Here is a 19,817-nt window from a genome sequence, read left to right on the forward strand (position 1 = left end):
AGAGGACATGCAGTCGCAGGGGAGCTTCCGTACCGGGACGCCGCACGGACGGAGCCGGCGCCGGGCCATGGCTCGCCGGGCCGTGGCTCGCCGGACCGTGGTTCGCCGCCCCGCGGTGGGTCGCTGCGGGGCCGCTGCCGGCCGCGGCGGGGCCGGCCGAAGGGGGGTCCGGCCGTAGCGGGGGCCGGCTGCCCGGACCGCCGGGGTCTTCGGCGGAGCGGGCCATCACCTCGGCCTTCGGCTCACGTGCGGGAAGCGGTCGGAGCGGCCCCGGTCGCGGACGGGACCCGGCTCGCACCGCGCGGGCCGCTACGGGAGCGGACGGTCCGCAGCGCTGCCTCCGTTTCCGGGGCTCGAGACCGTGATCGCCCCGACCGGGCAGGCGCGGGCCGCTTCCCGGACCATCGGGCCGCCGGCGCCGCCGGGCAGAAGGGTGCTGTAGCCGTCCTCGTCCTGGGTGAACGCGTCGGGGGCGGCCAGTGCGCACTGGCCCGCCCCGATGCACAGGTCGGTGTCGATGCGGACGTCCGGGGGCGTTGTGCTGTCCATACCCGCAGCCTCCTACCAGGTCACGGGGAGTTCCAGCATCCCCTGGATGGTGTCGCCGGGCTTGAAGGGGATCTCCTCGGCCGGGGCGGCCAGCCGGAGCCCGGGCAACCGCTCGACGAGGGTGCGCAGCGCGATCTCCAGCTCGGCGCGGGCCAGGTTCTGGCCCAGGCACTGGTGGATGCCGAATCCGAAGCCGACGTGGTGGCGGGCGGAGCGGTGGAAGTCCAGGGCGTCCGGGTCGGGGTAGACGCTCTCGTCGCGGTTGATGACCGAGGTCGCGAAGAACACGCCCTCGCCGGCCCGGATCCGCGTCCCCGCGACCTCGACGTCCTCGGTGGCCTGCCGGACCAGCCCGTCCGTGATCGACAGCAGCCGCATCAGCTCCTCCACGGCGGCGGGCAGCAGTCCGGGATCCCGGCGCAGATCGGCCAGCCGGTCGGGGTGCCGGAGCAGGGTGTAGGTGCCCAGCGAGATCATGTTGGCGGTGGTCTCGTGTCCGGCGACCAGCAGGATGATGGCGAGCGCGGTGAGTTCGGCCCGGTCCACCGCGCCCTCGTTCAAGTGCTCGTGGACGAGGTCGTCGAGGACGCCTTCGCCGCGGGGCTCCCGCTGCTTGCGGTCGATCAGCGTGCCGAGGTAGTCGTCCAGGCGGTCGCGGGCGTCCAGGACGTCCGCGCCGTCCGGGCCGCGCAGCAGCCGGCGCGACTGCTCCTCGAAGAACTCGTGGTCGGCGTACGGCACACCGAGGAGGGCGCAGATCACCATCGACGGCACGGGCAGCGCGAACGCGGACACGAGGTCCGCGGGCGGGCCCTGCGCCTCCATGGCGTCGAGACGCTCGTCGACGATGCGCTGGATGTCCGGCCTGAGCTCGGCGGCACGCCGGAGGGTGAAGCTCGGCACCAGCAGGCGCCGCTGGGCCCGGTGCTCGGGGTCGTCGACACCCAGCAGCGCGGCCCGGCGCCGGCGGGCGGCCTGGAAGCGGGCGGTCGCGGCGGGGAAACCGGGTCGGGTCCGATCGGACGACAGCCGCGGGTCGGCGAGGAGTTCGCGGGCCGCGTGATGGCCGGTGACCAGCCAGGCGGTCCGGCCGTCGTAGAGGCGGATCCGGGCCAGCGGACGGCTGGAGCGCAGGGGTTCGTATGCGGTCGGCGGCTGGTAGGGGCAGGTGCGGTCCTGGGGAAAGGCGACGGGTCGGGAGAGTTCCGTCATGGCAGACCTTCCAGGCGAGGAGTGCGTCGTTCCGTCGCCATTAGATGCCTCAGGCACCTAAGAGACCACGAGAAGTTCGGCCAGATGGAGGAACCGGGTGATCTGGCCGAAGGGCACCGTTCCACCGCGTTCCGCGGCTTCGGCCGCGCGGGGGCGGCCGGGCCGTCGCCACCGGGGTGCGGGAGCCTTCCCGGGCCCCACCGCACCCGCCGGGATGCCCCGGCTGGCGGGATCCGGCCGCCCGGCGCGGCCGGCGGGCTGCCGGATCCCGCCGGACCCGCCCGGCCCTGCCCGCACCGGGGCCCGGTCCGTCGTGACCGTGGGACAGGGCGGTGACTTCCGCGGCGGCATGTCGTGGGACGGGCGCGACCGGGGGTACGGATGAGGCGACGGCCCTCGCGTGCGGGGGCGTCGCCTCATCCGTACGGCGTGACGATGGGAAGGAAGCCATGCCCCTTGAAGGCGAGTACGAGCCCAGCCCGACGAAGTGGGTGCGCGAGCAGGTCGAGTTGTACGAGAGCTCCGGCGGGACCCGGGGAACCACGCTGCGGGACAGCGGACTGCCCGTCGTGGTCCTGACGACACGGGGTGCCCGGAGCGGAAAGGTCCGCAAGACGCCGCTGATGCGCGTCGAGCATGCGGGACGGTACGCCGTGGTCGCCTCGCAGGGAGGAGCTCCGAAGCACCCCGTGTGGTACCACAACCTCAAGGCCGACCCCCGTGTGGAGCTGCAGGACGGCCCTGCAAGGCAGGACATGACGGCTCGCGAGCTCACCGGCGCCGAGCGGGACGAGTGGTGGCGGCGGGCGGTCGCCGCCTACCCTCCGTACGCCGACTACCAGGCGAAGACCTCGCGGCGGATCCCGGTGTTCGTCCTCGAGCAGGCCGAACGGCCGCACGGCGGCACGGCGGCCGGCTAGTTCCCGGGACCCGGACCCGGAAGGGGCGAACAGGGGAATCCGCGCCCGGCGCGCATGGGCGGCCGCGCGCCGGGCAGCCGCTCCGTCCTCCGCACGGTTCGGCACCACTCCGAACGGCCACTCCGCGCGCCCCGCGCACTCCGCCCTGATCTACGATCGCCCCGTCGTCCCGGGCCCGCCGCGGGGCCCACCGATCCGCCGACGCGCGACCCGGCGAGCCTCACGACCTGCCCGACCGCCCGTCCGCCGTGCACCCCGGCCCTTGCCCCGGGACCGCAAGCTGCCGCGGGGAAGGTCCCCGCACACACCGCTACGACCAAGGAGATGCCGTGGCCAAGACGACGAAGAAGAAGCTCCCCCTGGCCTACAAACCCGTCGGCTTCGTGCTGGGCTGGGTGGGAGGTTCGCTGGCGGGGGTCGCGTTCCGCAAGACGTGGAAGGCGATCCGGCACGAGGACGACGCACCCGACGCGCTCGACCCGGACCGTCGCTGGGGAGAGATCCTGCTGGCGGCAGCGGTGCAGGGCGCGATCTTCGCGGTGGTGCGGAGTGCGGTGAACCGCACGGGCGCGAAGGCGATCGAGCGCACCACCGGGGTCTGGCCCACGACGGGCCGGGGCGACCGGGACTGACGGGACACCTTCCGATCGCGGGGCCGGCCACGCTTCGGGAGCCGGCCCCCGGGCCCGTGACCTGCCAGGGCGCCGGATCCGGCGGGTGGGCCGACCGGTGAACAGGCAAGGCCGATCCTGGCAGGAATCGAATATCCAGCAGAGGAACCCGGTCGGAATTCGACGACATATGTCAACCGAACATGCTCAATTTTGTTCGTCCGAGGGTAACTTGCAGAGTGGGAACCGATGCCGGTCCCCCTCGCCGGCTGTTGGAGGCGATCTCGTCGTGCAGCACGGACCCGCACCGCTCCTGCCGCATCTGCACGTCCGCCAGGACCGCGGGTACACGGTGCTGGAGTTCCACGGGGAGATCGACATCGCCGCCGCCGCGGAGATCGTCCCGTACCTCGACGCGGTCACGGAGGCCGCCGCCCCGCGGGTGGTCATCGACCTGACGCCGGTGACGTTCTTCGACTGCTCCGGGCTGCGCCTGCTCTACCGGGCCCGCCGCCGGGTGCTCGACCGGGGCGGCCGTCTCCACCTGGTCTGCTCGCACCCCCTGACGCTGCGAATGCTGCGGCTCACCGGCCTGGCCCGGCTGCTGCCGCCGCGGCCGACGCTCGACGCGGCCCTCGAGCGGCCGGAGGCCGCCTCCGGCTCCCTGTAGGCAGATCGAGGATCCCGAACCGATCGGTGCAGACCGTGCCGGGGCGAGCGCGGCGACGGCCGGGGGAAGCCCGATTCCGACGCCTGCCGGGCTGTTAGTCTGCGCGCATGGCAGACCTGGATCCCGTCCCCTGGCCGCCTGACCCGGTCAGGACCGAGCGGCTCGTGCTCCGAGCGCCCGAGGCACGGGACCGCGAGGCGTTCATCGAGCTGCACGCCTCGCCGGAGGTGCACGCCTACCTCGGCGGCCCCCGGCCGCGTGCCGAGCTCGAGCACGAGATGCCCGAGGTGCCCGGGCAACGGCCCGGGATTTTCGTCGTTGACCTGGACGGGGCGATGATCGGTCAGATCCTGCTCAGGAGAGCGACGGAGCACCGCCGCCCGGCCGCAGCGGGGAAGGCCGATCTCGGCTATCTGTTCCTGCCGCGGGCGTGGGGATACGGGTATGCCGCCGAGGCCTGCACGGCCGCACTCGACTGGCTCGACGGCGTCCTTCCCGGCGAGCCCGTGGTGCTGACCACGCAGACCGCCAACGTCGGTTCGATGCGCCTCGCGGAGAAGCTGGGCTTCACCGAGGTGGAGCGGTTCCGGGCCTGGGACGCCGAGCAGTGGCTCGGGCTGAGGTCCCCGGTCACGCCGCCGCCCGCCTGAGCCCCGGGTCGCCGAGTCGGGCGGCTCGAGGCAGGACTCCCGCCCGGTACCCGAGCCGGCGCGCGTGCTGACGGAGCGTGGGGGCCGACGCGGACCCTCTGCTCTGCGGACCTGACCGATCCGAGAGATCTCGGGGGTCTCAGGGATCTCGGGGGTCTCAGGGGTCTCAGGGGTCTCGGGGATCTCGGGGATCTCGGGGGACCGCCGAGGGGTCCGAGGTCCGGGACTGCGCCCGGGGCCGTCCGCCCCGCACTGCGCCCCCGAATGCTCCCCTGTCGCCGCCGTCCACCCAACTCAGTTGCCTGATCCGGAATTTGAGGGGCATCCGGACAGACACGGGCCGGTGGACGACGGAAGGAGCAACGCCGCCATGACGACTTCCCTCAGACACATGCCCGGCTGGGCCAAGGCGGTGACGGCCGTCGCCGTCGTGCTCGCCGTTCTGTTCGCCGGGTTCCGGCTGAGTGTGCTGCCCGGCGTGGAGGGCCTGTTCGGCACCCGGACACACGACCGCTCGGGTCCCGCGCTGCTCAAGTCCATCCGGGACATGAGCCGTTACCAGGCCGCGTCCGGCAACTTCCAGGTGGTCGTCGATCTGGAGAAGGACACCAGGTTCCTCCCCGACGCGATCCGCGGCACGCGCACCCTGTACGTCGGGGCCGGCACCGTCGACGCCTATGTCGACCTCGGTCACCTCGGCGAGGACGCCGTGGTGGTGGACTCGGACCGGACCACTGCCACCCTGCGGCTGCCGGACGCACGACTCGGCACCCCGGCCCTGGACCCGGGACGGTCGTACGCGGTGTCCAAGCAGCGCGGACTGCTCGACCGCCTGGGTGACTTCTTCTCCGACAACCCCGACAGCGAGAAGGCCGTGCAGAAGCTCGCTGTTCGGCACATCGCCGCCGCGGCGAAGGAGAGCGGGCTGACCGCCCGCGCCGAGAGGAACACCACCGACATGCTGCGGGGGCTGCTGCACTCCCTGGGCTTCACCCGGGTGCACGTGACCTACGGCCGATGACCCCGGCCGCCCGCCCGGCCGGCCGGCGACGCGACCCCGTGTGCCACGACCGCGATCGCCCGGCCGGCCGACCCGGCCGACCCGGACAGCCGTCCCCGCGGGCGGCAACACGACCGATGGAGGAACGTATGAGCCGCGTCGCCGCCCGCCTGCCCGGCAGAAAGTCCGGGGACCGACCGGCTCGGCCGGCCCCACGGGGGCGGGGGCCGCTCCCGCTGCCCGTCCGCCTGCTGGCGACGGCCTGCGCTTTCGCCCTCATGGTGGGCTTCGCCGTCGTACTGGCCCGGCTGACCCTGCAACCCTCCCCCGCCTCGCAGGCGTTGACGCACAACAACCTGCACCCCGGAGAGTCGTTGCGGCTCTACCTGCGGCAGCCGGCGCTGCGCGACGCCGTGAAGCAGATCGGGGGCAACATACTGCTCGGGATGCCGTTCGGCGTGCTGGTGCCGGTGGTCGCGCCCAGAGCCAGGGGGATCGTCCGTGTGCCGCTGCTGACCGCGGTCGTAATGCTGATGGTGGAACTGGTCCAGGGCTCCCTGATCACCGGCCGTGCCTTCGATGTGGACGACGTCATCCTCAACACCACCGGGGCACTGCTGGGCTACCTGCTGGCCGGTCGGAGACTGGGACGCAGGGTGCACGCAGGGACGGAGCGGGACTGACACCGCGCCGGTCCGGCACGAACTCCGCAACCGCGGTCCGTACCAAGGTATTGACGCCCACTTACTTCACTTCTTAAATCAAGAGGCGACGCATTCACCCGTTCACCCCCCACCTCAGGCGGCGCGCCCTCACGGGGCGCCGTACGGAAGGGAATGCCGTGGCCACCCCACGCCTGCTCCGCAGCGGCCTGCTCGCCGCGCTGTCCGCCGTCCTGGCCGCGTCCGCCGCCGTCGGGACCCCCGCCCGGGCGGACACACCGGACCCCGCACCGTCCGCCGCGACCGCCGTGACGTTCTCCGACACCTTCGACGGGCCTGCCGGGGCACCGGTCGACTCCGCGAAGTGGCAGACGGAGACCGGCGACAACGTCGACAACCACGAGCGGCAGTACTACACCTCGGGCACGCGCAACGCGGCCCTGGACGGGCAGGGCCATCTGGTCATCACCGCCCGCCGGGAGAACCCGGCCGGCTACCAGTGCTGGTACGGCACCTGCCAGTACACCTCGGCGCGGCTCAACACGGCGGGGAGGTTCGCCGCGCAGTACGGGCATGTGGAGGCGCGGATGAAGATTCCGCGGGGGCAGGGCATGTGGCCGGCGTTCTGGATGCTCGGCACGGATCTCGGTCAGGTGGGCTGGCCCGACTCCGGCGAGATCGACGTCATGGAGAACGTCGGATTCGAGCCGTCCACGGTGCACGGCACCATCCACGGCCCCGGCTACTCCGGCTCGAACGGCATCGGCGCCGGGTACACCCTCCCCGGCGGGCAGGCCTTCGCCGACGCGTTCCACACCTTCGCAGTCGACTGGGCACCCGACTCGATCACCTGGTCGGTGGACGGCAACGTCTACCAGCGGCGCACACCGGCCGACCTGGGCGGCGACACCTGGGTGTTCAACAAGCCCTTCTTCCTGATCCTGAACCTCGCGGTGGGCGGCTACTGGCCCGGTGACCCCGACGGCTCCACGGCCTTCCCGCAGCAGCTGGTGGTGGACTCGGTCTCGGTGACCACGAGCGACAGCGCGAGCGGCACGGCGATCCGGGGACTGGCCGGCAAATGCGTGGACGTGGCGGGCGCGAACCCCGCCAACGGCACGCCCGTGCAGCTCTACGACTGCAACGGAACCGCGGCCCAGCAGTGGACGGTGGGCTCCGACGGCAGCCTGCGCGCGCTCGGCAAGTGCCTGGACGTCACCGACTTCGGCACCTCGGACGGCTCCCCCGTCCAGCTGTGGGACTGCACGGGCGGGACGAACCAGCGGTGGGTCGTCACGGCGGCACACGACATCGTCAACCCGCAGGCCGACAAGTGCCTGGACGTCACCGGCAACGACTCGGCCGACGGCACCCGGCTGCAGCTGTGGACCTGCACCGGCGGCGCCAACCAGAAGTGGACGCTGGGCTGAGCCGCGGGGCCGGTCCCCGGGTCAGTGCGGCCGCCAGCTGAACTTGTCACCGCCGACCCAGCGGACGGTGGCGGGGTCGTCGAGGTCGTGCACCCGGATGCCGTGCGCGGACGCGAACTGGAGGACGTCGACGAGGGCCGTCGCCTCCCCGACGACCTGGCCGTCGATTTCCACGATGCGAAACGGGGGTGTGCCCGGCTGGACTCCGAGCACCACGATCCGCGGAAAGGAGATGTGCGGGCTCGAGGCTTCGGTCATGTCACGAGGGTAAAGCGGAATCGTCCCGAGCGGCTCGTCCCGCTCTCCGCCGAGCCCCGACCGCACGGAGGACGGGGACGGAACGCCGCCGTGCCGTCCCGGCGGTGCCCGGGGCTCCCCGTTCGCCCAGCAGGGTGAGCGCCGGCGCCGGACAGCCGTGCCGGCACCCGGACGCTCCTGCCGGGCGGGTGAGGAGGCCGCCGCCGTGCGGGAGGCGTGCCGCTGGGGAACCCTGGTCCCAGGAGGTGGCGATGGATCCCGTGACGGCCCTGGAGCGGATCGCCTTCCTGCTGGAGCGGTCGCTGGCCGCGAGCTACCGGGTGCGCGCCTTCCGCACCGCGGCCCGTGTCCTGGGCGGCCTGCCCCGGGACGAGGTACGCGCGCGGGCGCGGGCCGGTACCTTGCAGGCCCTGCGCGGTGTCGGACCGAAGACCGCCCAGGTCGTGCACGAGGCCCTGGCCGGACAGGTGCCGGGGTACCTGGAGCAGTTGGAGACACAGGCGGAGGCGGCGCCACCGGTGCACGGCGGCCGCACGCTGCGGGCCCTGCTGCACGGCGACTGCCATCTGCACTCCGACTGGTCGGACGGCGGAAGCACGATCGAGGAGATGGCACGCGCGGCCGCCGGGCTCGGTCACGAGTGGGCGGTGCTCACCGACCACTCACCGCGCCTGACGGTGGCACGCGGGCTGTCCGCGGAGCGCCTGCTGGAGCAGTTGGCGGTCGTGGCGGAGCTGAATGCGACCTGGGCCCCGTTCCGCCTGCTCACCGGCATCGAGTGCGACATCCTCGACGACGGCTCACTCGATCAGGATCCGGAGCTGCTGGCCCGGCTCGACGTGGTGGTGGTGTCGGTGCACTCCAAGCTGCGCATGGACGCCCGGGCGATGACCCGGCGCATGGTGGCCGCGGTGCGCAACCCGCACGCCGACGTGCTCGGGCACTGCACGGGCCGCCTCGTCACGGGGCGGGGGCGGCCGGAGTCCGCGTTCGACGCCGACGAGGTGTTCGCCGCCTGCGCGGAGTCGGGCACGGCGGTGGAGATCAACAGCCGTCCGGAGCGGCTCGACCCGCCGCGACGGCTGCTGCGCCGGGCGCTCCGGGCGGGCGCGCTGTTCTCGATCGACACCGACGCCCACGCACCGGGACAGCTCGACTGGCAGATCCGGGGCTGCGCCCGCGCCGAGGAGTGCGGCGTTCCCGCGGAACGTGTGATCACCACCTGGCCGGCGGAGGAACTGCTGTCCTGGACGCGGGAGGGACGCCCACCGGCCCGCGTGCCGGGCGGCTGACGCGGTGGCCGGGAGGCCGCCGGTGCATCCGGCCGCGGGAGGCCCGGGCAGAGCGAGGCCCGGACGGAGCGAGGCCCGGACGGAGCGAGGCCCGGACGGAGCGAGACCCGGACGGAGCGAGACCCGGACGGAGCGCGCCGCCGTCCCCGACGGTGACGGCATCCCCGTCCGCGCGAACACCTGGAGGTGGTCACCCGGCGGGTGGTCCTCTCCCGCAGACGGGCCCCGGTTCCCGGCCCGCCGACGACCGGCCGCGGTGCCCGGCGGCGCACTTCTCCGCGGCAGGTGACGCGGATCACCGGACGCGCCGACCAGGCGGGGGAACACCGGCGGGTGGCGCTCCGTTGGACGGACCGTGGGTGCGGACGGGACAGTGTCCCCGGGCCTCACCTGACGCCCACGGGGACGATCGTTCGGCTGAAGCCCCGTGGAGCCTTTCGCCGAGAGGCGACCGCCGTCCGCGCCCACCCACAATCCGCCCCGACCGCGTCTCCCCCCCTCGCGGTCGGGGCGTCCCCGTTCCCGCCGGACGGGCGTGACGCGCCGACCGGGAGCGGGAGGTGCGGGGCCCGGGTTCAGCAGTGCCCGGGTTCAGGAATGCCCCATCAGCCGCCGGTACCGCGGGACCGTGGCCCCGCCGCCGGCCCGTACGGCCTCCACCACCGCCTGGTGCAGATCCCTGCTCTCCTGTGCGGAGTCGCAGGGCACCGGGCTGCCGGCGAGGGTGTAGCCCTGAGAGGTGCCGCTGTACCGCACCTCCACCTCGGCCTGGCGGCCGTCCCAGGTGGTGTGGACGGTCAGATCACCGGTCATCGTCCCGGCCTCGTCGGTGCGTACACCTCCCCGCCCCGCGAAAACCCCCTGCGTCGTCCATGATGTCCGGGCCATGCCTCTCAGCCTCCCTTCCGGATGCGACCGCCTGGCGAGGTCGGCGGCCTCCGCCTCGTGATCGGCTGCGCGCACGATCCGGACCCGGGTACCGGTCCGTGTCGTCACCCGACAGCGGTGGCCACCGGCGCCCGCCGTGGTGCCCGCCGCCTCGCAGCTCCCGCTTTCATGGTGCCTTCTCCGCCCCGCTCCCGCGCGCCCCGGGCTTCCGGGCTTCCGGGCTTGCGGGCTTGCGGGCTTCCGGGCTTCCGGGCTTCCGGGCTTGCGGGATCCCGCGCCGCCTCGGCGTGCGTCGCCCGACGGACCGGGGCCGGCGGGCGAGGACACGGACGGTCCGCTGTACGGCCGGAGGCGGGCCGTCGAAGCGGGGCCGGGGCCGTGGGGCGGCACCGGGGGGCGAGCGGCGTCGGCTGCTCGGCCGGCGAGCGGAACCGGTGAGCGGCCGAGTGCGTGGAAGAAACCGGTGAGCGGCCGGATGGAGGAGCCGCACAGGGCGATGGCGGTGGCCCCCGGAGGCCGCCGCCGTCGGGCCGGAGTGCCGGGACGGCTCAGGCCGAGGGCTCGTCGGGGACCGGCCGCTCGGGGTGGACGGAACCCGAGCGCGGCGCGCCACGCCTGCCGGTGCCCGCCACATCGGTGTCGGGTACGTCCTCGGCGATCTCCTCGTCGTCGTCCGCCCGGTGCTCGCCCCTTCGACCGGAAGGGGCGTCCCACGGGTCCTCACCTTCGTGGGCCTGCTGGTCCTGCGGATCGCGCGGGACGGGGCCGCCCGCTTCGCGGGGCTGTTCGAGTGGGTGGTCGGTCACGGGTTCTCCCTTCCCTCTCCTGGGACGCCGCAGGAGGGAGCCGGGTACCTGTGCCGCGGGTGCCGAAACCTCAGTGGGGCGCCCGTCCCGCCAGTGCGGTGCGCCAGGCGGGGGCCGGTCCTTCCGGTGCCGACTCCGGGCGCCGGCCGCCACGGGCGAAGAAGTCGGCCAGCGGGAGGATCGCGGCGCCCACGGTGACCGCGTCGGGGCCGAGGCGGCCGAGTTCGACGGTGACCTTCTCCGCCGGGTGGCGCAGCGCGTAGGCGGTGGCGTGGCGGCGTACCGCGGGGAGGAAGCGGGAGCCGAGCTGCAGGGCGGCCCAGCCGCCGATGAGGATCCGTTCCGGCTGGAACAGGTTGATCAGGTCGGACAGTCCGGCGCCCAGGTACTCGGCGGTCTCCTCGAGCACGGCGAGGGCCACCGGGTCGGGAGCGGTGCCCTCGGGCGGGTAGGCGGCGGCGAGCATGGCGGTCAGGGCCGCTTCCTCGTCCGCGGGCGGACGCCCGCCCTCCTCCCGCCAGCGGGCCAGCAGGGATTCCGCGCCCGCGTAGGCCTCCAGGCAGCCGAGCGAGCCGCAGCGGCACCGTCGGCCGCGGACCCGTACGGTCAGGTGCCCCCACTCCACCGCACGACCCTGCTCGACGTCCGGGGTGACGAGGCTGGCGCCGACGCCGGAGCCGAACAGGACGACCACGGCGTTGCCCGCGCCGCGGCCGCCGCCGAACCACATCTCGGCCTGCCCGAGTGTCTTGGCGCCGTTGTCGATGAAGTACGGCACGGCCTCCGGCAGCGTCGACCCGGCACGCAGCAGCGCCTCCAGCGGGACCGCGTCCCAGCCGATGGTCTGGCCGTGCACGACCGCGCCGCGGTCGGGGTCGTGTTCGACTATGCCCGGAACGCCGATGCCCACGCCGAGCAGCCGGCCCGGCGGCACTCCCGCGGCGCCGAGCACCTCCGTGATGCCGTCACGGATGTGGCCGACGATGTCCTCGACCTCGTAACGCTGCTGCTCCAGCGGGTGTTCGGCGCGGGCGAGCTCGGTGAGGGTGAGATCGAACAGCTCGATCCGCACGCGTGTCTCGCCGACGTCCACGCCGATCATGTGGCCGCTCGTGGGTGCCACCCGCAGCAGGGTGCGGGGGCGACCGCCGTCGGAGTCGACGCTGCCGGCCTCCTCCAGCAGGCCGTCGGCGACCAGGTCGGCGACGACGTTGCTGACGGATCCGGAGCTGAGGCCGGTGACCGGGCCCAGTTCGTAGCGGCTGAGTGGTCCGTCGAAGAAGAGTCGCTGCAGGACGGCCGCGCGGTTCGCCCGCCTGAGGTCGCGTACCGTACGCCCGTTCCGCCCCGCCACTGTGGCTCCCTTCGCACCGTGTCCGACCTGCAACATACCTCCGCGAGGCGCCGACCGCACCTTTTTCCAATGCTTAATTCATGCGGCGAGCTAAGCGCCTCCGCACGTCGGGCCCTCCTCGGGCCGGCTCGGGAGCCACGACCGGCGCGACCGGCGCCGGTCGCGCCGGGAACGGCCGCAGGCCGGGGCGCCGTCCGGGGCACCCCCACGGCCCGCACCGCCGGCCGGCGGACCGGTCCAGCGTACGGACCTCCCGCCCGGGGGAACGCCCTGCCCGCCGGCCCCCGCACCGAGCGGCCCCGGGTGGCGGCTACCGGGCCGGCGGGTCACCGGCGGCCCGCAGGCGGCCCTCGCCTTCCGCCGGGACGGGTCCGGTGCAGGCCGTGCCCGCACCGGGCGGGGCTCCGTAGCGGGCCAGGGTGTGCCACACCATCTTCAGGTCCTGCAGCGCGTGCCGCCCGGTGCGGGCCGCGTCACCGATCATCCGGGGATCGACGTACCCGTCCCGCGCGAGGCGCGCGCCGAGGTCTGCGTACTCCCGGCCGCGATAGTCGGCGTGTCGGTACAGTCCCGCCACTGGCAGCCGGTAACCGGGGTGCCATTCGACCCGGCAGCGCAGCGCACGTGCGGCGGCCTCCACCGAGGTCGCGCGGTAGCAGGAGTCCAGGACGAGCGCCTCCACATCGCGGTGCAGGTCGACTCCGCCGTGCACTTGGGCCTCGATGTAGTCGTTGAGGGCGTCCCGCTCGTCCTCCTCGGCAAGTGCGAGGAGGTGCATGCCGGCGGCGACACCGAAGTCGGTCGGCTCCGCGGCGCTGTCGGGGTAGCAGAAGGTGGTGCGGGCGAGCACGGCGGGCCGGAGCCGGAGGTGCGAGGATCCGAAGCGCGGGGCGGCCCCGACGTTCTGGTGGCGGAAGTTCAGCGCACCGTACACGGGTCTCTCGTGCGGTTCGGCACCGTCGTAGGCGCCGCCGAAGATCCGACTCTCCCAGCGCCAGCGGTCGCCGCCGGGGTGGGCGGTGAGACCGCCGTTGCTGGTCCCGGTGACGAACTGCGAGTGGTAGGCGCCGTCCCCGGCCATCGCCCGCAGCACGGGAAGCCCGCCGGCCAGTCGGTCGGGGTGGAAGTTCAGCGTGATGCGCGGGCCGACGGCCAGGGCCGGTCCGGCCGAGCGGGCCGCGACGTGCCGGAGTGCGGCCCGCGCCCGAGGCGTGGCGGCCTGCTCGAAATGCACTGGCCGGTCCTTTCCCGATCTGCCTAACCTGAGCAAACCTAGAGCCCCTAGGTTTTGTTCGAGACGACATCCTTGCGACATCCGGAGAGCCCTCCCATGAGACCACTCACCGAGCGGGACATCCGCGACTCCTTCGTCAACTGCTCCAAGGGAGAGGCCAAACGCCTGCCGGTGCCGCGCGATCTCGCCGGGTTGCCCTGGGACGACCTCGACTTCCTCGGCTGGCGCGATCCGGGCGCGCCCGACCGCAGTTACCTGGTCGCCGAACGCGAGGGCGGGCGGGTCGGTGTGACGCTTCGGTTCCCGCCGTCGCAGCGCGGTCTCCTGCAACGCAGTCTGTGCTCGCTGTGCCTGACGGCGCACGCCCGCGGCGACGTGTCGCTGATGACGGCCCGCAAGGCGGGCGCGGCGGGCCGCGAGGGCAATTCGGTGGGCCTGTACATGTGCACCGACCTGGCCTGTCCGCTGTACGTGCGGGGCAGGAAGGTACCGGACACGGGAACCCGGTTCGAGGAGAGCCTCACCGTGGAGGAGCAGATCGCCCGGATGACGGGCAACCTCTCCGCGTTCCTCGACAAGCTGTACGGCTGACGGCCACGGGCCGGTGGGCGTCCCGGACGGGCGGCGCGCGGCTGCTGCGGTCAGGGCGCCGCAGGCGTCCACTGCGGGTCGCGCCCCAGGAAGGCCAGCAGTTCGGCCGCGGGGTCGGCGCCCGGTCCGGCCGGCCGCGCGGGTGCGAACACCCGGTAGGACTCGCGGAGGTGGTCCACGAGCCGGTCCGCGGCGGGCCGGATCGCCCCGGCGAGGTCCGCCGACAGCGGCCGGTCCACCCCGGTGGCGACGGCGATGTCCCAGGCGTGCACCGCCGCGTCCATCGCGGCCGCGGCGGCGGCGATCGGCGACGGGAGCGGGCCGAGCGGGGTGGGCACCGCCTCGCCGTCCGCACCGAGTCCCCCGTAGGCGTCCGCCACCTGCCGCAGCACCCTCTCCAGTTCGGCCTCCGGCCGGCCGGTCAGGGCGTCGGCGGGCCGGAAGGGATCGGAGTCCGGCCGTCCTCCGGTGAGCGCGAGGCCGTAGGCCTGCTGGTCGACGCGCGCGTGGTTGAGCACCTGCCGCGCGGTCCACTCGGTGCACGGTGTCGGCGCGCCCCAGGCCGCCTCCGGGACCTCGGCGACAACCTCCAGAAGATAGGAGTGCGCGTCCGTCAGAACCTCGATGCCCTTGTTCGTACCCATGGTTCGCCCCCTGGTGTGCGGCTTTCCGGCTGACGAAGGCAATCTAGAGGCTCTTGCGGACGGTGTCGGTCCTCAATGGAGAAGCGTGCTGCTCGCCGCCGAGGGGGAAGTGACCTGAAGATGCCAGATGTGCGTGAGGGAACCGAGCGGATGCGGCGGCTCGTCCAGCGCCGCCGGGAGCCCGTGGTCGTCCAGACGCTGCGGTCGGCGGTCGCGGCCACGGGCGCCTACGTCATCGCACTGCGCCTCAGCCCCGAGCCCGCGCCGCTGACCGCGCCCCTGACGGCGCTGCTGGTCGTCCAGGTCACCCTCTACGCCACCCTCACCAACGGCATCCGGCGGGTGAACGCGGTGGTGGCCGGCGTCCTGGTCGCCATCGCGTTCAGCCTCCTGGTGGGGCTGACGTGGTGGAGCCTCGCGCTGCTGATCGTCGCCTCACTGGCGGTGGGCCGGCTGGTGCGGGTCGACGAGTACGTGCCCGAGGTGGCGATCAGCGCGATGCTGGTGCTCGGCGTGACCTCGGTCGGCGACACCGCCTGGGCGCGGGTGCTGGAGACGCTGATCGGCGCGGTCGTGGGCCTGGCCTGCAACGTGCTCCTGCCCCCGCCGGTGTGGACGGGAGAGGCGGGAGAGTCGATCGAGGACCTGGCGCGCCGGTTGCGGCAGCTGATGCTGCGCATCGGCGAGCAGGCCGCGGACCGCACCCCGTTCGAGGTGGCGGCGGCCCGGCTGCACGAGGCCCGCCGCCTGGACCACGAGATCGTCGCGGTGGACGCGGCGCTGCGGCAGGCCGAGGAGAGCCTGCGCCTCAACCCGAGGGTGCGGGAGGGGCTGCTGCACCGGGTGGTGCTGCGCACCGGCCTGGACACCCTGGAGATCTGCACGGTGGTGCTGCGGGTCCTCGCCCGGACCCTCACCGACCTCGCCAAGGAGCGCGATCCGGAACCGCTGCTCCCGCCCGAGTCGGGCAGGGCTGTCGAGCAGTTGCTGTCCGAGGTCGCCGACGCCGTGGTGAGTTTCGCGGTGCTGGTGACGACGAGCACCAGCGCGAACGCGGAGTCGGCGGAGGAACGGCTCTCCGCCGAGCTGCGCCAGGCCGCCGCCACCCGGGACAAGCTGGCCCGGCTGCTGCTGGAGGAGGTGCAGCGCGACGCGCGCCGATGGCAGTTGCACGGCGCGGTGCTCACGGAGGTCGATCGCATGATCGACGAGATGGACACCGAGCACCGTTCGCGCCGGCTGCTGGAGGAGCTGGACCGGCACACCCGCGAGCAGCGGGAGCGGCGGCCCCGGGTGACCCGGGTGCGGGAGCGGATGCCCCGTCCGCCCCGGGTACGGGAACGGGTGCGCGGGGCGGGCCGCCCCTGACACCGGCGACCGGAGCGGCGGGCGCGCGCACCCCGGTGGCCGGAGCGGCGGGCGCACGCACCCCGGTGGCCGGGCGGCACGGCGGAACCGCGTGCGGCCGCCGGGCGTTCTCCTGTCAGGGGATCACGGCGTGTCGAACGAGGGAGCGGCGGATGGCGGACACCGGAGTACGCGTCGACGGGAACACCCTGCGGCTGCCGGGCGGTGTGGCGGTGCGCTTCGTACGCACCCTGCGCCTGCCCGAGACGGGCACCCATCCGCTGCCTCCGGGCCTGGGGGAGTTCCCGCTGCGCCGGGTCTCCGACCACCCGGACACGGTGCCCGAGGAGTGGCGGGCGCGGGGCGGGGTGATGCTCCCGGTGTACCTGCGCGAGGCGATGTGGCTGAGTTTCGCGGGGACCTCGCGGCCCGCGGCCCTGCAGGTGGGCGCGGGCAAGGTGTGCGCGGTGTCGGGCCGGCCGTGGAGCGGGCGGCTCTCCCGGGATCCGCAGAACTACCTGGTGCTGCCCCGCCAGCCGTGGCTGGACGGCATCAACTCGGGCAAGGGCACGGTGCGCCAGTTCGTGGCGGTGCCGCTCGGGCTGGGCGCGACGGTGGAGGGCCAGGTCACCGGCGAGGAGGCGTGGGGAGGCGTCCAGTTGCAGACCTTCCCGCTGAACGAGCGGGAGCTGGCCCGGTGGCGCGAGACGGAGCAGCTCAGGCGGAAGCGCATGCGGTCGGGCGCCTTCGGCGCCGCTGCCGGTCCGGGAGCGGCGCCCGCTCCGGCAGCCGCTCCGGCAGGGGCGCCCCGGGCGCGCGCCGCGATGGGGCTCGGTGTCGGCGGGTCGATGCGCCAGGAGGTCTACCGGGACGACCGTCCGCTGGAGCACTGGGCGGAGGAACCGGCCGGGCGGGTCTTCGTGCATCTGGTGACGCCGCCGCAGTGGCGGAGCATCACGGGCGAGGCGCCGCCGCCGTCGCCGGTGGACCGGGCCGCGTACACGCGCGCGGGTCTGCCCTGGTTCGACTACTACGACCGGGACGGCGAGGATCTGGCCCCTGCGGAGCCGCTGGAGGGTGTGAAGCCGGTGGGCGACTGGCTCGGGGACGACCACGAACCCTGGCAGTCCCCCGCACCGACCCAGGTGAAGCCCCTGGGTGACGTGCCGGGCAAGGCGGTGGCGGACGGCGACTGGTGACTCCCGGGCCCGAACTCCCGGGCCCCCGAAGCCCCCGGGCCCCCGAAGTCCCCGGGACTCCCCCGCCCCGGGCTCCACTCGCCCCCGGGCTCGCGACCTCCGCGACTCGCGCAGGGGTCGCCGCACCTAGCGGAGCTCGTCCGGCTCGTCCGGCTCGCCCACCGCCCCCGCAGGTGAGAGGACTCCCAGCAGCGCCCGGGCGCACAGCTCGCGCACCTGCTCCCGGCTCAGCTCGGGACCACGCAGCCACTCCAGGCACACCGCCGTGGTGAAGGCCAGCCAGCCGCGCACGGCCAGTCGGACGTCGGCACGGCTGCCGAAGGCGGGCCCGAACTCGGGGTCCGCGGCCAGCGCGGACAGGATCTGGCGCTCCTGCGCGGCCAGGGCGTTCCGGTAGACGCGGCGGACGGACCGGTCGCCGGCCGCGTCGGCGCGGTGGAAGGCGCGGTAGCCGTGCGCGTGGGCGTCGACGTACTCGAGGTAGGTGTCGAGGCCGGCGGCGAGCTGCTCGCGGATCGGGACGCCGGGCACCGCGGCCGTCATCCGCAGCATCCGCGCGCTCTCACGCTCGACCACGGCCGCGAAGAAGTCCCGCTTGGTCGGGAAGTAGTGGTACAGCAGTCCGCGGGAGACGCCGGCGATCTCGGCGACCTGCTCGATCCACACCTCGTCGTAGGGGTTCTCCGAGAACAGCCGGGCACCGACGGACAGCAGCTGCTCCCGGCGCTCCCCGGTGCTGAGCCTCCGTCGCGTCCGTTCCCCCCGGTTCGCAGCCATGCGCGCACTGTACTTGACGCGGATTCAACAGCGGGACCACACTGAGGCCCGTTATTGAATCCACGTACAACAGCTCCATCTGCCGAGGCATCGAGGGAGATCGCGTCATGGCGGACACGAGGACCGGGGGCGGCACGGCGAAGGGGTTCCGCGGCGCGGAGCAGGGCTGGCCCGAACTGGACCGCATCCCGCACCCGCCGCACCGGCTGCCGCTGCTCGGCGACGTCGTCGGCGCCGGCCGCAGTACCCCGCTGCAGGACTCGCTGCGCTTCGCCCGGCGGCTGGGCCCGATCTTCCGGCGGCGGGTCTTCGGCAAGGAGTTCGTCTTCGTCTGGGGTTCCGGCCTCGTCGCGGACCTCGCCGACGAGACCCGCTTCGCCAAGCACGTCGGGCTCGGCATCGCCAACCTGCGGCCGGTCGTCGGCGACGCGCTGTTCACCGCGTACAACCACGAACCCAACTGGCAGCTCGCACACGACGTCCTGGCGCCCGGCTTCAGCCGGGAGGCGATGGCGGCCTACCACCCGATGATGCTGGACGCGGCCGAGCGGCTCACCGGCCACTGGGACCGCGCCGCCGCGGACGGGCGGACCGTGGACGTGCCCGGCGACATGACGAAGCTGACCCTGGAGACGATCGCCCGGACCGGGTTCGGGCACGACTTCGGCTCCTTCGAGCGGTCCCGTCCGCACCCCTTCGTCACCGCGATGGTCGGCACCCTCACCCACGCGCAGCGGCTCAACACCGTCCCCGCACCCGCGGCGCCGCTGCTGCTGCGCCGTGCGGGCCGGCGCAACCTGGCGGACATCGCGTACCTGAACAGCACGGTGGACGAACTGGTGCGGGAGCGCCGCCGCGGTACGGGCGGGAACGGGGACCTGCTGGACCGGATGCTCGAGACGGCGCATCCGGTGACCGGGGAACGGCTGTCGGCGGAGAACGTACGCCGCCAGGTGATCACTTTCCTGGTCGCGGGGCACGAGACCACCTCGGGCGCGCTGTCCTTCGCGCTGCACTACCTCTCCCGCCACCCGGACGTCGCGGACCGGGCACGCGCCGAGGTGGACCGGGTGTGGGGCGGCACCGCGGCACCCGCCTACGAGCAGGTCGCCAAGTTGCGCTACGTGCGGCGCGTGCTGGACGAGTCGCTGCGGCTGTGGCCGACCGCACCCGCGTTCGCCCGGGAGGCCCGCGCGGACACCGTGCTGGCCGGAGAGCATCCGATGCGTCGGGGCGCCTGGGCGCTGGTGCTGGCGGCGATGCTGCACCGGGACCCGGAGGTGTGGGGCGCCGACGCCGAGCGGTTCGACCCCGACCGGTTCGACGCGCGGGCCGTGCGGTCCCGGCCCCCGCACGTCTTCAAACCCTTCGGCACCGGCGCGCGCGCCTGCATCGGGCGCCAGTTCGCCCTGCACGAGGCGACACTGGTGCTCGGGCTGCTGCTGCGCCGCTACGAACTGCTGCCCGACCCTTCCTACCGGCTCACGGTCACCGAGCGGCTCACGTTGATGCCGCGCGGCCTGCGGCTGCGCCCGGAGCACAGGGCGCCGGCACCGGCCGGGGCGGTGCCGGCGGCACCCGCCGGCGACCGGGCCGGGCCACCCGCGCCGCGCGGCTGCCCGGTCCGCGGCGGGGCGGACCGACCCCGCGGGCCGCAGGGCACGGCCGTACGGCGGGCGCCCTGACCACTCGCTCCCGCCGGGCGGTCCCACCGGCGCGGCCT

General features: G+C 74.0%; 21 protein-coding genes. 12 read left to right on the plus strand and 9 right to left on the minus strand.

The window, feature by feature from the left end; all coding sequences use genetic code 11:
- Positions 1–309: 309 nt before the first annotated feature.
- A complete protein-coding gene (locus tag ACL02U_RS26165) occupies positions 310–549 on the minus strand; it encodes a ferredoxin (RefSeq protein ID WP_412793398.1) in 240 nt (79 codons plus the stop codon).
- A 12-nt stretch (positions 550–561) separates the two neighbouring features.
- Positions 562–1,761: a cytochrome P450 gene (locus ACL02U_RS26170; RefSeq protein WP_412793399.1), complete on the minus strand. Its 1,200-nt coding sequence runs from the start codon at positions 1,759–1,761 to the stop codon at positions 562–564.
- A gap of 449 nt (positions 1,762–2,210) precedes the next feature.
- Here ACL02U_RS26170 and ACL02U_RS26175 point away from each other — a divergent pair, with 449 nt between their 5' ends.
- The 7 genes from ACL02U_RS26175 to ACL02U_RS26205 all read left to right on the plus strand — a co-directional run bounded on the left by ACL02U_RS26175 (position 2,211) and on the right by ACL02U_RS26205 (position 7,704).
- Positions 2,211–2,681 (plus strand): nitroreductase family deazaflavin-dependent oxidoreductase, encoded by a 471-nt coding sequence (locus ACL02U_RS26175; protein ID WP_412793400.1) that lies wholly within the window; start codon positions 2,211–2,213, stop codon positions 2,679–2,681.
- 329 nt (positions 2,682–3,010) lie between these two features.
- Entirely contained in the window at positions 3,011–3,313 is a 303-nt protein-coding gene (locus ACL02U_RS26180; protein WP_412793401.1) for a DUF4235 domain-containing protein, read from the plus strand.
- Positions 3,314–3,581: 268 nt separating this feature from the next.
- On the plus strand, positions 3,582–3,962 hold the full coding sequence (locus ACL02U_RS26185; protein WP_412793402.1) for an anti-sigma factor antagonist: 381 nt from the start codon (positions 3,582–3,584) through the stop codon (positions 3,960–3,962).
- Between the two features lie 107 nt (positions 3,963–4,069).
- Positions 4,070–4,612 (plus strand): GNAT family N-acetyltransferase, encoded by a 543-nt coding sequence (locus tag ACL02U_RS26190; RefSeq protein WP_412793403.1) that lies wholly within the window; start codon positions 4,070–4,072, stop codon positions 4,610–4,612.
- Positions 4,613–4,982: 370 nt separating this feature from the next.
- Positions 4,983–5,633: a DUF4230 domain-containing protein gene (locus tag ACL02U_RS26195; protein WP_412793404.1), complete on the plus strand. Its 651-nt coding sequence runs from the start codon at positions 4,983–4,985 to the stop codon at positions 5,631–5,633.
- Positions 5,634–5,761: 128 nt separating this feature from the next.
- A complete protein-coding gene (locus ACL02U_RS26200; RefSeq protein ID WP_412793405.1) occupies positions 5,762–6,295 on the plus strand; it encodes a VanZ family protein in 534 nt (177 codons plus the stop codon).
- Positions 6,296–6,453: 158 nt separating this feature from the next.
- Positions 6,454–7,704 carry a ricin-type beta-trefoil lectin domain protein gene (locus tag ACL02U_RS26205; RefSeq protein WP_412793406.1) on the plus strand — a complete coding sequence of 417 codons (1,251 nt, stop codon included), beginning with the start codon at positions 6,454–6,456 and terminating at the stop codon, positions 7,702–7,704.
- A gap of 21 nt (positions 7,705–7,725) precedes the next feature.
- Here ACL02U_RS26205 and ACL02U_RS26210 read toward each other — a convergent pair whose 3' ends face one another.
- The gene (locus ACL02U_RS26210) at positions 7,726–7,962 is read right to left on the minus strand and encodes a hypothetical protein (protein ID WP_412793407.1); all 237 of its coding nucleotides are present in this window, start codon (positions 7,960–7,962) and stop codon (positions 7,726–7,728) included.
- 251 nt (positions 7,963–8,213) lie between these two features.
- Here ACL02U_RS26210 and ACL02U_RS26215 point away from each other — a divergent pair, with 251 nt between their 5' ends.
- Positions 8,214–9,254, plus strand: coding sequence for a PHP domain-containing protein (locus ACL02U_RS26215; RefSeq protein ID WP_412793408.1), 1,041 nt, complete (start codon positions 8,214–8,216; stop codon positions 9,252–9,254).
- 591 nt (positions 9,255–9,845) lie between these two features.
- Here ACL02U_RS26215 and ACL02U_RS26220 read toward each other — a convergent pair.
- The 4 genes from ACL02U_RS26220 to ACL02U_RS26235 all read right to left on the minus strand — a co-directional run bounded on the left by ACL02U_RS26220 (position 9,846) and on the right by ACL02U_RS26235 (position 13,536).
- A complete protein-coding gene (locus tag ACL02U_RS26220; RefSeq protein WP_412793409.1) occupies positions 9,846–10,142 on the minus strand; it encodes a hypothetical protein in 297 nt (98 codons plus the stop codon).
- A gap of 548 nt (positions 10,143–10,690) precedes the next feature.
- On the minus strand, positions 10,691–10,948 hold the full coding sequence (locus ACL02U_RS26225) for a hypothetical protein (RefSeq protein ID WP_412793410.1): 258 nt from the start codon (positions 10,946–10,948) through the stop codon (positions 10,691–10,693).
- 70 nt (positions 10,949–11,018) lie between these two features.
- Positions 11,019–12,302 carry an ROK family transcriptional regulator gene (locus ACL02U_RS26230; RefSeq protein WP_412793411.1) on the minus strand — a complete coding sequence of 428 codons (1,284 nt, stop codon included), beginning with the start codon at positions 12,300–12,302 and terminating at the stop codon, positions 11,019–11,021.
- A 310-nt stretch (positions 12,303–12,612) separates the two neighbouring features.
- Positions 12,613–13,536, minus strand: coding sequence for a DUF3626 domain-containing protein (locus ACL02U_RS26235; protein ID WP_412793412.1), 924 nt, complete (start codon positions 13,534–13,536; stop codon positions 12,613–12,615).
- Between the two features lie 96 nt (positions 13,537–13,632).
- On the opposite strand from ACL02U_RS26235, the gene ACL02U_RS26240 reads away from it, so the two are divergent.
- On the plus strand, positions 13,633–14,127 hold the full coding sequence (locus ACL02U_RS26240; protein ID WP_412793413.1) for an FBP domain-containing protein: 495 nt from the start codon (positions 13,633–13,635) through the stop codon (positions 14,125–14,127).
- Between the two features lie 50 nt (positions 14,128–14,177).
- Here the strand turns inward: ACL02U_RS26240 and ACL02U_RS26245 are convergent, their stop codons facing one another.
- Positions 14,178–14,771 (minus strand): TIGR03086 family metal-binding protein, encoded by a 594-nt coding sequence (locus tag ACL02U_RS26245; protein ID WP_412793414.1) that lies wholly within the window; start codon positions 14,769–14,771, stop codon positions 14,178–14,180.
- Between the two features lie 120 nt (positions 14,772–14,891).
- Here ACL02U_RS26245 and ACL02U_RS26250 point away from each other — a divergent pair, with 120 nt between their 5' ends.
- Both ACL02U_RS26250 and ACL02U_RS26255 read left to right on the plus strand, forming a co-directional pair.
- Positions 14,892–16,139, plus strand: a complete 1,248-nt coding sequence (locus ACL02U_RS26250; RefSeq protein ID WP_412793415.1) for an FUSC family protein — start codon at positions 14,892–14,894, stop codon at positions 16,137–16,139.
- Positions 16,140–16,291: 152 nt separating this feature from the next.
- Positions 16,292–17,317, plus strand: coding sequence for a hypothetical protein (locus ACL02U_RS26255; RefSeq protein ID WP_412793416.1), 1,026 nt, complete (start codon positions 16,292–16,294; stop codon positions 17,315–17,317).
- A gap of 126 nt (positions 17,318–17,443) precedes the next feature.
- Here the strand turns inward: ACL02U_RS26255 and ACL02U_RS26260 are convergent, their stop codons facing one another.
- Positions 17,444–18,094 (minus strand): TetR/AcrR family transcriptional regulator, encoded by a 651-nt coding sequence (locus ACL02U_RS26260; RefSeq protein ID WP_412793417.1) that lies wholly within the window; start codon positions 18,092–18,094, stop codon positions 17,444–17,446.
- Positions 18,095–18,201: 107 nt separating this feature from the next.
- Between ACL02U_RS26260 and ACL02U_RS26265 the strand changes: the two genes are divergently transcribed.
- Entirely contained in the window at positions 18,202–19,779 is a 1,578-nt protein-coding gene (locus tag ACL02U_RS26265; RefSeq protein WP_412793418.1) for a cytochrome P450, read from the plus strand.
- Positions 19,780–19,817 lie beyond the last annotated feature (38 nt).

This window comes from Streptomyces sp. MS06 (genome assembly GCF_047200655.1).
Classification (GTDB): domain Bacteria; phylum Actinomycetota; class Actinomycetes; order Streptomycetales; family Streptomycetaceae; genus Streptomyces.